At 38.8% G+C, this 15,321-nt stretch carries 13 protein-coding genes; all 13 read left to right on the forward strand.

Annotated features, from left to right (window positions below; translation table 11 throughout):
• Positions 1-15: 15 nt before the first annotated feature.
• The 13 genes from IB67_RS05085 to IB67_RS05145 all read left to right on the forward strand — a co-directional run bounded on the left by IB67_RS05085 (position 16) and on the right by IB67_RS05145 (position 15,313).
• Positions 16-1,536, forward strand: a complete 1,521-nt coding sequence (locus IB67_RS05085; RefSeq protein ID WP_434223546.1) for a YifB family Mg chelatase-like AAA ATPase — start codon at positions 16-18, stop codon at positions 1,534-1,536.
• Positions 1,537-1,554: 18 nt separating this feature from the next.
• Complete coding sequence (locus tag IB67_RS05090; RefSeq protein WP_434223545.1) at positions 1,555-3,033, forward strand: carboxypeptidase M32; 1,479 nt, start codon at positions 1,555-1,557, stop codon at positions 3,031-3,033.
• A 179-nt stretch (positions 3,034-3,212) separates the two neighbouring features.
• Complete coding sequence (locus IB67_RS05095) at positions 3,213-4,568, forward strand: FAD-dependent oxidoreductase (RefSeq protein ID WP_424695254.1); 1,356 nt, start codon at positions 3,213-3,215, stop codon at positions 4,566-4,568.
• 154 nt (positions 4,569-4,722) lie between these two features.
• Positions 4,723-5,241 carry a nitroreductase family protein gene (locus IB67_RS05100; RefSeq protein ID WP_424695255.1) on the forward strand — a complete coding sequence of 173 codons (519 nt, stop codon included), beginning with the start codon at positions 4,723-4,725 and terminating at the stop codon, positions 5,239-5,241.
• A 36-nt stretch (positions 5,242-5,277) separates the two neighbouring features.
• Positions 5,278-6,141 carry a DUF4438 domain-containing protein gene (locus IB67_RS05105; RefSeq protein ID WP_424695257.1) on the forward strand — a complete coding sequence of 288 codons (864 nt, stop codon included), beginning with the start codon at positions 5,278-5,280 and terminating at the stop codon, positions 6,139-6,141.
• Positions 6,142-6,421: 280 nt separating this feature from the next.
• Positions 6,422-7,405: a 3-oxoacyl-ACP synthase III family protein gene (locus IB67_RS05110; RefSeq protein ID WP_424695258.1), complete on the forward strand. Its 984-nt coding sequence runs from the start codon at positions 6,422-6,424 to the stop codon at positions 7,403-7,405.
• A 42-nt stretch (positions 7,406-7,447) separates the two neighbouring features.
• On the forward strand, positions 7,448-8,635 hold the full coding sequence (locus tag IB67_RS05115) for a TetR/AcrR family transcriptional regulator (RefSeq protein WP_424695260.1): 1,188 nt from the start codon (positions 7,448-7,450) through the stop codon (positions 8,633-8,635).
• 1 nt (position 8,636) lies between these two features.
• On the forward strand, positions 8,637-9,929 hold the full coding sequence (locus tag IB67_RS05120) for an acetyl-CoA hydrolase/transferase family protein (RefSeq protein ID WP_424695261.1): 1,293 nt from the start codon (positions 8,637-8,639) through the stop codon (positions 9,927-9,929).
• Between the two features lie 40 nt (positions 9,930-9,969).
• Positions 9,970-11,130 (forward strand): ABC transporter substrate-binding protein, encoded by a 1,161-nt coding sequence (locus tag IB67_RS05125; protein WP_424695262.1) that lies wholly within the window; start codon positions 9,970-9,972, stop codon positions 11,128-11,130.
• A gap of 105 nt (positions 11,131-11,235) precedes the next feature.
• On the forward strand, positions 11,236-11,997 hold the full coding sequence (locus IB67_RS05130; RefSeq protein ID WP_424695263.1) for an ABC transporter ATP-binding protein: 762 nt from the start codon (positions 11,236-11,238) through the stop codon (positions 11,995-11,997).
• 30 nt (positions 11,998-12,027) lie between these two features.
• Entirely contained in the window at positions 12,028-12,735 is a 708-nt protein-coding gene (locus tag IB67_RS05135) for an ABC transporter ATP-binding protein (protein ID WP_424695264.1), read from the forward strand.
• Positions 12,732-13,610: a branched-chain amino acid ABC transporter permease gene (locus tag IB67_RS05140; protein ID WP_424695265.1), complete on the forward strand. Its 879-nt coding sequence runs from the start codon at positions 12,732-12,734 to the stop codon at positions 13,608-13,610. Before IB67_RS05135 ends, IB67_RS05140 begins: the two co-directional genes overlap by 4 nt.
• Positions 13,610-15,313, forward strand: a complete 1,704-nt coding sequence (locus IB67_RS05145; RefSeq protein ID WP_245789485.1) for an alpha/beta fold hydrolase — start codon at positions 13,610-13,612, stop codon at positions 15,311-15,313. The genes IB67_RS05140 and IB67_RS05145 overlap by 1 nt, the downstream gene beginning before the upstream one ends.
• The last annotated feature ends 8 nt before the right edge of the window (positions 15,314-15,321 follow it).

Below are 15,321 nucleotides of genomic sequence, written 5' to 3' on the forward strand. Positions count from 1 at the left end.
CGGGGGGATAGGGGTATGTATTTTAGTACCAAGTCGGCGGTGATAGTTGGTATAAGCCCTTTGCTCGTGACAGTCGAGGTTGATATAAATTCAAGGAGTGTCAAGCGAGATATAAACATAGTTGGATTGCCAGATGCAGCGGTTAAAGAAAGTAAGCAAAGAATTCTCAGTGCTTTCAAGAATTCAAACATATCTATTCCTGATGGATTAATAACTGTTAATCTTGCACCAAGCGATGTGAAAAAAGAAGGAACTTATCTTGATTTAGCAATTGCATTAGCTATCCTTGGTGCAAATAGATACATTCCACCATTACATATGATAGTTCTTGGGGAACTCGGACTTGATGGAAATATCAGAAAAGTTAAAGGCGTCCTTCCTATTCTCTTAGAATTCAGCCAGCCTGACACAACCTTCATAATACCATATGACAACATTCCTGAAGCATCAGCAACAAAAAGTAAGTTTCTTGCGTTTAAAAACTTATACGACACAGTCGTTTCACTCCGCAATGGGAATTACCAGCCTCCGCAACACTCCATTCCAAGTATTGAGAAATCACAATCTGAAGTCGATTTTTCAGACATAAGGGGTCACGTAATGCCAAAGAGAGCACTTGAAGTGGCGGCAGCTGGTGGGCATAATGTCTTGATGGTTGGACCTCCGGGAACTGGCAAAACTATGTTTGCAAGAAGATTTTCAACAATATTACCCCCGCTAAGTGAACAAGAAAAGATAGAAATATCGAAGATTTACAGTGCAGTAGGTTTACTCGATTCCAAACTAATTGAAGAACGTCCTTTTAGAAGTCCACACCACACTTCCAGTGCGGTAGCAATAATTGGTGGCGGAACAAACGTTAAACCTGGGGAAGTAACGTTAGCTCACAACGGGGTACTTTTTTTGGATGAATTACCCGAATTCAGAAGAGATGTTTTGGAAGCACTTAGAGAACCTCTTGAAGACGGTGTTGTTACGGTTTCAAGATCAAAAGCGACTCATGTTTTTCCAGCAAGTTTTCAGTTCATCGCCGCTATGAACCCTTGTCCTTGTGGTCATTATGGCGACAAAGAAGTAGCTTGTAAGTGTTCTCCATACGAGATCAGAAGATATTGGAAAAACATATCAGGTCCTATTCTTGATAGAATAGATATACAAATTCAAATACCGCGGATAACATTTGAAGAAATGAGAGGTAAAACGAATATCGCTGCAGAATCAAGTGAAGCTATACGGGAACGCGTCATTAAGGCACGCGAAATTCAAGACGCAAGGTATAAGGATGAACGAATAAAGCTTAACGCAAAGCTAACCCATAAAATGGTTGAAAAGTATATTATTCTTGAAGAAAACGCGGAAGAACTTCTGAAAGAATATTCTAAGAAGTTTAGGTTGTCTGGAAGAGCGATAGATAAGATACTTAAAGTCGCGCGAACGATTGCTGATCTTAACAACAGTGAACGGATTGATACATTAGCTATAAGTGAGGCTGTGCAATATCGCCTCAACAATATGGACTTAGAGTTTGTATTATAAGACAAGGGGGGATTTTGGATGTCGAAAATTGAAGAACTTAAAACATACTACCGCAAAGCCGAAATGTTTGAAAGCGCCGTTTCACTCATGTACTGGGATATGAGAACTTACATGCCACCAGATGCTGCACAGTATCGTGCTGAAGCATTTTCTGAAGTAAGCACATATGTGTTTAAACTAATCATATCTGACGACCTTGGAAAACTTCTTGAAGAATCAGTACCAAGCAATGAGATTGAAGAGAAGATGATAAAACTGGGTAAGAAAGAATATTATAGATATAAAAAGATACCACCCGAGATGTTTGAAGAAATGATGCAACTGAGTACTCTCTTAGAACATAAATGGGAAACCGAAAAATTTACTGGCAATTATCAAGAACTTTACCCACTATTTCAAAAATTAGTTGACTTAAACAAGAAATACGCAGAGCTCCTTGGATACGAAACCGAACCCTACGATGCGTTACTTGATCTCTACGAACCGGGAGTAAAAGCCAACGAAATAGAGAGAGTATTCTCTGAAATAAGGGATTTTATTCAAAATGTACTTAGAAAAATAGAATCTGCGGAAAAATTCGAAGATCCTTTCAACAGGACATTTGAAATAGAAAAACAGAAAGCATTCAATCATTGGTTGTTACAATACTTAGGGTATGATTTCAGAAAGGGACGTCTTGATGTTTCAACTCATCCATTTACCAATCCCGTTGGGCTTAACGATGTTAGAATAACAACCCGATACTTTGAAGAGGACATAAAGAACTCTATATACTCTACAATTCACGAATTTGGCCACGCACTCTATTCACTTTCGATTCCTGAAGAGTTCTATGGACTGCCTATTGGAGCAAGTGCATCTTACGGTTTTGACGAAAGTCAATCACGATTTTGGGAGAACATAGTCGGCAGGAGTTTGTCGTTCTGGAAAGGTGTCTACGATAAATTCGTTGAAATATTCCCGGAAATGAAAAAATATACACCCGAAGACTTGTGGAGAGGTGCAAATAACGTTAGAAGATCCTATATCAGAACGGAAGCCGATGAAGTAACCTACAATCTGCACATAATACTTAGGTTTGAAATTGAAAGAGATCTAATAAACGAAAAAATCTTAGCAAAGGACATCCCAGAAATTTGGAATGAGAAATTTGAAAATTACTTCGGTCTGAAAGTACCAAGCAATACATTCGGATGTATGCAAGACCCACACTGGTTCGGTGGCTCGTTTGGATATTTCCCAACTTATGCACTCGGAAACTTCTATTCAGCCCAGATTTACGAAAAAATGAAAGAAGAAATAGACTTTGAAAGAGCCGTGGAAGAAGGTAAATTTGATATCATCGCCAATTTCTTGAAGGAAAATATCCATTCGAAGGGTAGGCTATACGAACCAATGGAATTAATCCAGATTGTTACTGGAAAGCCATTTAGCGCATCTCCTTTCATCAATTACATTAAAGAAAAGTATTCCAAAATCTATGACATTAAAATTTAGTGATCTTTCCCAAAGCAGTATAGAATTCAAAAGGCTCGGCGAATGCCGAGCCTTGTTATTTTTTGTAGTACACATAAAATTACTTGACAATCAGAAATAGACTTAGTATAATCTAAGTAGGTAAGTGATATAAATCACATAGCAAAATGTAGAACATGAGAATGAGGAGGTTAAATGATATGAAAGTTATTGTGATAGGATGTACGCACGCGGGAACTGCTTTTATTACGACAGCGAAGAGATTGTACGGTGAAAATGTGAAAATAACCACGTACGAAAGAAATGACACGGTGTCATTTCTTTCATGTGGAATTGCACTCCACATTGGTGGCGTTGTAGAGGACCCAATGAAGCTCTTTTACTCATCTCCAAAAACACTCTCAGACTTAGGTGCAGAGATGAAAATGAGGCATGAAGTTGTTGACGTTAATTTCGACGAGAAGTATGTAGTAGCAAAGAATTTAGAGACCGGCGAAACGTTCAAAGACTATTTCGACAAGTTAGTTATCACTTCAGGTTCGTGGCCCATTGTTCCTGACGTACCTGGAAAGGATTTACAAGGCATACTCCTTTCAAAGAACTTTTACCACGCAAAAGATATAGCGAATCACTCAAAGAACGCTCAGAAGATAGTTGTTATAGGTGCTGGCTATATAGGCGTTGAACTGGCTGAAGCTTTCAGACACAGAGGAAAGGAAGTTGTGCTTGTTGATGTCGCAGATAGAATATTGTCAAGGTACTTAGACATGGAGTTTACGGAACTGCTTGAGAAGGAAATGGCTGAGAACGGCATAAAACTTGCTCTTGGAGAGAGTGTTGTAAAATTTGAAGGCGAAAACGGCCGTGTAAAGAAGGTAATAACAAATAAATCAGTCTACGAAGCCGATATGGTAGTTTTAGCGACAGGTTTTAGACCGAATACGGATATTTTCAAAGATAAACTCAAAACTCTGCCTGGTGGAGCTTTGGTTGTTGATGAATATTTACACACATCTAACCAAGATGCCTATGCTGCAGGCGACAGCGCAGCAGTGTGGTACAACCCTACGGACTCTTATGAATATATTCCATTAGCAACGAATGCTGTTAGGATGGGGACAATCATAGCGTATAACCTATTTGAGGACAGGATAAAGTATCCTGGAACTCAAGGTACATCAGGTGTTAAGGTGTTCTCTTACAACGTAGCGACATCTGGTATAAACGAATTGCTCGCCCAGCAAAAAGGGATTGACTACGACGTCATATATGCAATTGAAAACAACAGACCAGAATTCATGCCTGACTATGAACCGGTATACGTAAAATTAGTTTATAGAAAAGATGATGGAACGATTGTTGGAGGTCAAGTTATGTCAAGGGCGGACGTAACTGAGAGTGCGAATACACTTTCTGTTGCTATTCAAAATAAATACAAAATAAAGGACTTAGCTTTTGCTGATTTCTTCTTCCAGCCATACTTTAATAAACCATGGAATTTCCTTAATACCGTTGCCTTAAATGCTTTAGAAAAGATGGATAAATCAAATAAGTAATTTATAGTATCTTCTTCAAAACGGACCAGCCACTGGGAAATATCTTTTTAGTGGCTGGTTTTCATTTTAAAAAGAGCACATCTGAAGATAACAAATTTTAGAAGACTGTTGTATAATAAATTTGTGATGCGAACAATTCTTAAGGGGGGATTTTATGGAGTTAGAAGATGTTATACTTTGTAGGCGTAGCATTAGGCAATACAAAAATGAACCTGTTCCATACGAAAAGTTGCAAGAAATAGCTAAATACGCATTGCTCGCACCGAGTGGAAGAAATCACAAACCAGTGGACATAGTGATAGTCACTGATAGACAGGCTATTGAGAAGATTAAGAAATCACGAGAAGGTGCGTTTTCATTTCTGTCCAATGCACCTGCCTGCTTTGTAATTGTTGCTGATGAGTCAAGCTCTACATGGATTTCCGATGCTTCCATCGTTGCTTCGTACGTACAACTTTTAGCTGTTGATTGCGGCCTTTCAAGCTGCTGGGGACATGCTCATGAGAGGTACTATAATAATCTCTCCGTGGAGGCGGAAATCAAGAATATATTACATGTTCCCAGTAACTACCGTGTACTATGTGTAATCGGTATTGGATATGCTGACGAAGAGAAACCCCATCATTCGTTACAAGAAGTAGACAATCGAAAGATACACACAAACCAGTGGTAATTCAATGTATTTTCTAATCTTTTGGAGGTGGAGAAGTTGAAAAAGAACAACCTTAAAACGAACAAAGAGAGTGTTGTAAAGTTGTCTATTCTTGTTGAAGTTGCACATCCAGTCGTTAGAATGCCAGTTGTCGATGGTAACGGAAAGGTTTACTATTTTCCCGGGGTTGGTGGGATAACCTATAATTTTGGTCTTGGCGATAATGCATTCAAGATGCACGGAGACCACATCGAACCTGATATCAGTGCAAAGAACAAGGATAAAGATATTAATCCAACGTGTATGGCATTAGCATGCATTGGTAACGAAGTTACTGTTGTATCTGGCGATGGAAAAGGAATGAAAGGATATGTGATAGGTAAGCATGGAGGAATTGATCATGTCTTAATTTGGGTTCCCGATAAAGAAAAATTAGCGATTGGAGATAAAATCCAAATCAAAGCTTGGGGACAAGGATTGGAACTCGTTGATTTTCCTGAGATAAAGGTTCTAAACATAGACCCAGAACTCTTTGAAAACATACCAATAAAAGTTCAGAAGAAAAAACTCCATGTACCGGTAACAGCGATCGTTCCTTCACACCTTACAGGCTCTGGAATCGGTGCAGGTAATCCAGCAGCAACGGATTACGACATGAATACGTTGGACAAAGAAGAAATAGGGAAATACAAACTCGATGAAGTGCGAATTGGAGATCTCGTCGCTATATCGGACCATTACAACGGCTATGGTGCGGGTGGTTACAAAGGAGGCGCAGTTTCAATAGGTGTGGTTGTCCATTCCGATTGCTTCAAAACTGGTCACGGACCTGGAATGGTTATAATCATGACGTCCAAGGAAGGTAACATAGTGCCAGTTATCAACAAAGAAAGCAATATAAAAAATTATTTGGGAATTTAAACCGCTTGACATTCGATAAATTTATAAAATAATCTGACCAGGCTTTTCAATAAGCCTGGTCATTTTTATTAAGAAAAATGGAGAAATCAAGAGCATTTAGGTGAAATAACAATATAATCAATTCTTTTTGCCGTTATGCATGATATGTGTCGCTACGTATATATAGTTTTTACTTGGTTATAAATGATATAATGTAAAAGCTGATTCACTATAAATATAAATGATGATTCATATTTAATTATGCGGATAGACTTAACTATTATTTTGGGAGGTAGGTTGTATGAAGTATGCAAAGATTATTTCTTCAGGAATGTATGTTCCACAAAAAATTATGAGCAACGCAGAATTTGAAAAGAAAACCTTATTTACCATCGATCCATATTTTTCGGAAGTGATAGGAATCAATCACAGACATGTCTCTGAAGATTGGGAAACACCAACATATATGGCGGCTGAAGCAGCAAAAAAGGCTTTACAAAGGATAGGAATGAGCCCTGAGGAAATAGATTTAATCATTGTTGGAACTGATACTCCAGAGTCGATATCACCACCAGATGCTCCTCGCGTTCAGTACTTGATAGGTGCACACAAAGCAGAACCACTTGCTTTTAACGTTAATGCTTCTTGTGCTAACGGAGCCTTGATGCTCGATATAGCCGCAAGGTACATTGCAATGGGTGATTACAAGAATGTTCTTGTTGTCGGTACTTATGCAATGACAAAATTTCTCAGCTGGAAGTACTCTTGGGAAGCACTCTTCAGTGACGGTGCAGGTGCGTTGATACTTACCGCATCTGATGAACCTGGTTTTATCGGTAGCGTTTCCAGGGCAGACGGTAGCTGGTGGCAGAACTGGGGTATCTATATGGGAGCAGGAACTATGAATCTTGAAGGTTTTGAAAGAGGACTTCACAAATTAGATTTGAGAGCTGCATATCCAGCAACTGTGAACGAAGAAGGCTGGCCTATGCTTATTAACAAACTCATGGAAAAATACAATTTAACAAAAGAAGAAATTGGAGTGATTTTCTTCACACAAGTTAGAAAGAAGACTATAGAAAAGGTCATGGACATACTTGGACTTCCCATCGAAAAAACTCATATGATAATGCATAAGTACGGCTACACAGGTTCAGCTTGCGTATACATGGCATATGATGATGCTCTCGGCGAAGGTAAATTGAATAACCTTGAAGGAAAAGTTGTGATTTTCTTAACTTCTGGTGTAGGGTTCCAGCAGGTTGCTACCGCGTTTAGGGTCTAAGAGAATATAGAATTTTCGGATGTGAATCTGGGAGGTAAGAATTTGCCAAGGCAGAAGAGAATTCCGCAAAGAACAGATGGAATAGAATCGAAGGAACGATTGAGATCTGCAGCAGTGAAACTATTCAGCAAGAATAATTTTACCGATGTGTCGATTTCCCAGATCTCAAAGAAGGCTGGATTAAGCAGTGCTGCGTTCTACCAATACTACCTTAGTAAAGACGAAATTTTCAGAGAAATTGCAGATGAGTTTTTCTCTGGATTAAGGCAGTTTCTGACTGGAACAAGTCTTTTTGAAGTAGGGTTGAGCTACATAAGATATTGCAATAATAATAAACATTTTGTGAAAGCAATGCATTTAAATGAATACCACTTCGAATGGATTAGGAACAATCTTGAAGAAATACTCTACAGTGTGTCAAAAAAATTCGAATTGTCTGAAGTTGGGCATTTTTATTTCTGGTCACCACTGAGATTTGCCGTAAATTTTGGAGACTTGCTTGATGTAGAGATTCATCCTGAGATTTTTGTAAACATAGTTCTGAAAGGTATAAATTACAAAGTTTTCAAAGGTAATGTAAGGCAGCTGCCTGATGATATTTTTAACTTTCAGCCGGTCAAACATTTGCTTTCAGGTGATGAAAAGCGTGAAATTATACTTGCTAACGCGGAAAGTCTTTTCGGGACCTATGGTTTCAACAAAACTCAAATTTACGATATAGCAAGAGCTTCAGGGATAGCCGTAGGAACTTTCTATCTCTATTTCAAAACCAAGAAAGAGCTACTAAAAGAACTTGTTGAGTGGATCAGTCGAGGGTTGAGATACAACGTTAAACTTGCAGTTGAGAGATATAAAAACCAACCGAGAATAATTCAAGAGATAGCTGGCTTTTACGCTTTTGTTCAGTTTTTTAAAAATCATACCAATATGTACAAAGTAGTTCGAGAAAGTCAATCGTTAGATTTGGAGTTAGCCAAGACTTATTACATCTCTATTTATAAACCATATTACAGTAATTTAAGATCGCTCTTTGAAAATGCTTCCAAAGATGAGGTTATACATTATAACAAAGATGTCCTATCCAAATATTATTCATTAATGCTTATGGGTTTGGGACACTATTTAGGTGAGAAGTACCTCATAAGCGGAAGAGTAGCCGAGACAGAGAATTTAGAAAAGCTTCTCCAAGATCTATGTGTTTACATTTGCGAAGGCTTAGGGGGCGAATGACGTGCGTTTGGAAAAGATAAGAGAACTCTATAACCGAAAGCTTATCGATATTGATTCCGTTCTTTCGTTACTGAAAGATAACTGGACGATAGTTGTCGGAATGACGCCAATGGAACCAAAAATATTCCTCAGAAATCTTCATAAGACACAGGCTAATGGTTTGGAAGTATATACATGTCTAAATACCGAACCATATGAGTTTTGTTCAAACCCTGAGTATTTCGAAAGGTTTTATAATTATTCTTGGTTCTTCGGACCGTACAACAGAAAATCTTCAAGGAATACTTTTTACGTTCCCAACAACTTACACCAAGCAGGCACCAACTTAATAGATTCAAGTCATATAAACGTGTTTGTTGGTGTTGCTTCCCCAATGGATGAGAAGGGTTTTTTCACGCTTTCGGCAAGCGTTGTGTACGAGAAGGATGTCTTGGAAAATGCCGATATTGTGATTCTGGAAGTTAATCCAAAAGCTCCGCGCACGCACGGAGATACTCAGGTTCATATCACAGATGTGGATTATCTAATTGAGGTAGATTATGACCTGCCCCGAGCAGAACTTCTCGAACCAACAGATATTGAAAAAAAGATAGCCGAAAACATTGTCGAACTCATTGAGGACGGTTCAACGATTCAGCTCGGAATCGGTGGAATACCAAATGCTGTCGCAAAGTTTTTGGCAAATAAAAAAGACTTGGGCGTTCATACTGAGATGTTTACCGAAAGTATGATTGACCTTTTTGAAGCTGGGGTTATCACCAACAAGAAGAAAACCCTATGGAACGGAAAGTTTGTCTGTACCTTCGCATATGGCAGCGAGAGAATGTACAAATTCGTTGATGACAATCCTTCAGTCTTATTTTTACGTGGTCGATACGTCAATGATCCATACGTAATATCACAAAACGAGAAGATGGTTAGCATAAACACTGCTTTGATGGTTGACTTAACTGGCAATGTCTGCTCAGAAGCTCTTGGAACAACTCATTACAGCGGTACTGGTGGACAACTCGATACTCATCGTGGCGCTGTAAAAAGTAAAGGTGGAAAAGGTATAATTGCGATGAGGTCAACAGCCAAAGATGGGCAAGTATCAACAATCGTTCCAGTACTCCCTCAGGGTTCTCCAATCACCGTTTCGAGACAAGAACTTGACTATGTAGTAACGGAGTGGGGAGCTGTAAAGTTGAGAGGTCTTCCAGTTAGGAAAAGAGCACTTGAACTGATTTCCATATCTCACCCGGATTTTAGGGAAAGCCTTTTGCAAGAAGCAAAGAAGCTTGGAATTATTTAGGTTTAGAGTTCACTGTATCCTATCTTAGGAGGTGGGTAGTATGAAGAGGTTCTTCACTTTTATTTTGGCATTAGTACTATTAGTAAATGTATTTGCGGAAGTAGGCGTTTACAACGATAAGGTAGTCATTGGCTCGTTCCAAGCACTTTCCGGAGCTTATGCTGTTATTGGACAAGAAATGACTAAAGGAATGAAGGCGTATTTCAACTGGATCAACAGCCGTGGTGGCATACACGGAAGGAAAATAGAACTCATCGTTGCCGATGACCAGCTCAACCCTGCAAAGACTGTTGTTGAAGTCAAACGATTAGTTGAACAAGACAAAGTATTCGCAATCGTTGGTGGACTTGGAACGTACGGGTGTTTGGCAGTAATGGATTACCTTGAGCAAAACAAAGTTCCGTTTGTCTATCAAGGAGCTGGAACATCAAAGTTGGTAGTACCGCCAAAAAGGTACATATTTGGCGTTCAACCAGACTACACATTAGAAGGTGCTTTGATTGCAAAGTATGTTGGAGAAATTGCAAAGTTTAAGTCTCCTGCCATAGTTTATATGAACAACGACATAGGCTTGGAAGGGTATGCAGCGTTCAAAGAAAGACTTTCAACTTACAAAATGTCACCATCTGTCGAAATATCCTACAATCCAGCAGATACTGATTACAGTGGCCCAGTTATCAAACTTGTTGAAAAGAATCCTGATGTCATAGTTATTTATGGACTAATAACTGATACTATCAGATGGATAAAGACAATAAGGGATTATGGGCTTGATAGCAAGATCATAACGATTTATCCAAATGCTGATCCATCCTTCATCAAGCTTGCCGGAAAATATGCGGAAGGCGTAATATTCACTGGCTGGGTACCACTGGCAACACCAGACAGACCAGATTTCGTTAGAGACTACCAAAGAGCTATCTCTATTTTCCAACAGACATACCCAAAAGAAATTCCATCATCTTACGCAGTTGCAGGATTTATCGCAGCTGAAGTCTTCACTGAGGGTTTAGTAAGAGCAGGCAAGAACCTAACAAGAGAAGGCTTAGTGAAAGCACTTGAAAGTTTCAAAAACTGGGACGGAATATTGGCAAAAGACATCACTTGGGGTCCGAACTTGAGAAGAGGAAAAACATCAATGTACTTTATGGTAGTAAAGAATGGGCAATTTGTCCCACTTACCGATCTCATTAGACCATAACTACATCTCTTATCTAAAAACAGGATCTGGATATTTCCCGCGGGTTATTTTCGAAGCCCGCGGGTTTAAAAAATCAAGAAAAATGTAATCGGGAGTTGGTGATTGATGCTTAGGCTTGAAAATATAACTGTTAGATTCAGCGGGCTTGTTGCTGTTGATGACTTATCTATGATTGTTGAAGACAGAACGATTCATTCATTAATAGGTCCTAACGGTGCTGGTAAAACAACCGTTTTTAATGCTATTTCAGGCTTAGTAAAGCATGATGGAAGGATTTTCTTGGATGAAAACGAACTGACTAAGTTACCAGTCCATAAAAGGGTTTATTATGGAATAGGTAGAAGTTTCCAAAATATTATCATATTCAAATATCTTACCGTTCTTCAGAACTTGATGCTTGGAATTCATCCTCACTTGGATTACACGTTTTTTGACAGTGTTTTTGAGACTATGAAGTTCTCGACACACGAGAGAAAGGCGAGACTAAAAGCTATCGAAGTTGCTGACATTCTCGGTATTAAGAGTATTCTCGGAGTATACGCAGGCACGCTACCGTATGGTTATCAGAAATTAATAGATGTTGGTAGGGCACTTATGAGTGAGCCAAAAATAATCCTTCTCGACGAACCGGCTGCTGGTTTGACAGAGAAGGAATCAGATATATTTAAAGAAAAGATTTTAAAGATAAAGGAAGCAGGGCTGACTATTTTCCTAATTGAACACGACATGCGAATGGTCCTTGATATTTCTGACGAAATAACAGTTCTCAATTTTGGAAAGAAAATAGCTGAAGGAACGCCAGATGAGATTGTTAAATCACCAGAAGTAATAAGTGCTTACCTTGGAACTGAGATAACTCAACCTTGAGCTGCTGTAAATTTGTGAGGTGAAAAGTTGATGGCTAACGATTTAACAATTAAGAACCTTAACGTGTGGTACGGTCCTGTTTATGCTGTTAAAGGTATCGATATCAGAATTCCTGAAGGTAGTATAACAACAATTCTTGGAGCAAATGGTGCAGGAAAAAGCTCGACTCTTAAAGCTATAGCTGGCGGTATAAAGTATCAAGGAAACATTTTTATTGGCGAGAACGCTATAGATGATTTTCCGGTACATCAAAGAGTCAGAAGAGGCATAGTCCTCTGTCCAGAAGGCAGAGGAATTTTTTACAACATGACTGTAAAGGAAAATCTCTTGGCTGGTGCTTACACAAACAGCAGGCCAAATTTTGAAATAGCATTCAGCGTTTTTCCATTCTTAAAAGAAAGACTGAACCAAATAGCAGGAACACTTTCTGGTGGAGAACAGCAGATGCTTGCAATAGCAAGGGCACTTATGGCTTCACCAAAATATCTGCTTTTAGATGAACCTTCACTTGGACTTGCACCAATTATCATTCAGAAAATTGCTGAGGTTATAAAAAAGATAAATGAAACTCTAAGAATGACGGTTGTGTTAGTTGAACAAAACACTTCCCTTGCTCTCAACCTTGCACAGTATGGATATGTACTAGAAAACGGGCGAGTAGCATTATCTGGTAAATCCGAAGAGCTAAAGAATAATCCTGTTATCCAAGAAAAGTATCTTGGAGGTGCTTCGAAGTGATTAATCAAATTTTGCTTGGTTTATCTACAGGTGCAATGTACTCACTGGTTGCTATAGGTTTAGTGATGATGTACAAAGTCAGTGGTGTCATGAATTTTGCTTTTGGAAACATGGGAATGTTTGCTACGTATATAACGTGGTGGTTTCTTTCTTCTGTAGGTTTAAATATGTATCTTTCCATAGCAGTAGGTATTATTTTTGCGGCGATTATGGGTATACTAACTGAAAGATTTGGCCTGAGACCGATTAGACATCTTTCGCACGGTTCTATGTTGATAGTTACGTTTGGATTACTTATGATTCTCGAAGGCTTGGCAGTTCAAATTTGGGGAACACAGTATAAGTCATTCCCTGAGTTAGTCACAGGTGCTCCATTTGTTCTTAGAGGTAACTTTGGAGTAATGGTTATGAGAAGACAAGATTTGCTCATTTTTAGCTTACTGTTAGCTATTTCTATACTACTGGCAGTTATTACAAAATATACGCGATTTGGAATTGCCGTTCGTGCGGTATCTGAAAACGAGGAGATTGCCGGTTACATGGGAATAAACACTGGAACGATATTGAGCTTTTCATGGGCGTTTGGTGTTTCTATGGCTGCGCTTGTTGGTATCATATCCGCTCCAAAGGTTTTTGTCTCTCCTTCAATGCTAGTCTTTTATCAAATCCAGGGATTTACTGCGGCGGTTCTTGGTGGATTTGAAACTTTTACCGGTGCAGTATTTGGTGGATTAATACTTGGGGTAATTGAAAAGATCGTAGGCAACTATATATCCGAGGGATTTAAGGCGACAATATCTTTGATAATAATAATCGTGGTTTTAGTCTTTTTCCCGAAAGGACTCTTTGGTAGAAACATAAGGAGGCGAGTATGATGTGGCTTTGGATCTTCTTGGCTGTATTACCTTTCTTGCTTATCAAAAATGCTTTCATAATGACAATCCTTAGTCTTGTTGGAATATACTCGATAGCCTCCTTAGGATTGAACTTGATAATGGGTTATTCTGGGCAGATATCAATTGGTCATGCAGCGTTTATGAGCATTGGAGCCTATACTTCCACCCTTCTTGTTATGAACTACAATCTCCCAATTGTCTTTGGCATCTTAATAGGTGGGATTGTTGCGTTTTTATTTGGATTACTAATCGGATTTCCTGCACTAAGACTTTCAGGTTTCTACCTTGCAATAGCTACATTGGGTTTTGTTGTTGCGGTAGAACAACTTTTCAGTTCTCTTGAACACTTAACAGGCGGTCACGCAGGTATCAGGAATATACCATTCCCATATCTTTGGAATTCGGATGTTGAGAAATATCTCTTAGTTCTCAGCTTCCTGTTTATCTCTTACATACTTCTTCAAAGACTAATAAACTCCAAGAATGGTAGAGCATGGATGGCGATAAGAGAAAATGAAATAGCATCGGCGGTGATGGGTGTTAATGTGGCAAAGTACAAAGTTTTAGCATTCGCAATTGGTTCTATGCTTGCTGGAATTGCTGGTGCATTATACGCACATGTCATTGGTTACATTGCACCGAGTGACTTTGGAATAGCAAAGTCACTTGATTTATTAGCAATATCTGTCATAGGTGGTATGGCTTCGCTTGATGGTCCCTTCTATGGTTCGCTTGTATACACAGCTTTGCCTTTCTTGTTCAGCAGATCACACCTATCACTCTCAATCGTGTTCGGAATAATACTTATATTTGTAGTTTTATTCATGCCACTTGGTGTAAGTTTTTATATTGGGAAATTCAGAACGAAGTACCTAAACTCAATTGCTGCCTATCTTAAGAAGTCACGAAAGCCGTATGGTCAATTCTTAGACACGAAGTTTGGGAAAATTCACTATATAAAATCTGGCTCAGGTCCTAAGAATTTAGTATTAGTTCATGGTAATTTTGCATCTGCAAGATTCTTTGAACCTCTTATAGCGTTAATTCCAAAGAACGAGTACACTGTGTACGCGTTGGACCTTCCAAATTTTGGATTCTCGGAAGAATTTGAAGGTGAGGTAAGTATCGAGAAATACGCTGATGCATTGAGTGCATTTATTGAGAAATTGGGTATCTCAAACATTATATTACTTGGACATTCACTTGGTGGAGCCGTAGCGATGGGATACGCTGTTAAAAATCCGTCTAAGTTGCAGAAACTGATATTAGTTGACCCAGCACCGGTCTACGGTATGCCAAAGTATGATGAAAGTGCGTACAAGATTATTGAACTTTACAGAAAGAATCCAGATATGATAAAGAAGGCACTCATGATAAATGCGCCAACTTACGAAAATGAAAAGTTCTTCAAGAAGATTATGTCTGATGCTTTAAGGATGGCAAGAAAGACATTCATAGGAAATGCAAAAGCGTTAGCGAGTTATAACTATTCGGAACAGGCAAAGAATATTGAAATACCAGTAAAGGTTGTCTATGGAGACAAAGATGTAATCCTGACATTGGAATCGATGGAAATCACTGCGAAGGCTTTTAAAAATGGTGAGCTTATAGTTTTAGAAGATATAGGCCATAGCCCTGTTGTTGAAAATCCGGGCGAGATAATTAGAATAATCAAGATGTAAATAAACGA

The sequence above is a fragment of the Fervidobacterium riparium genome (genome assembly GCF_025370035.1).
Classification (GTDB): domain Bacteria; phylum Thermotogota; class Thermotogae; order Thermotogales; family Fervidobacteriaceae; genus Fervidobacterium; species Fervidobacterium gondwanense.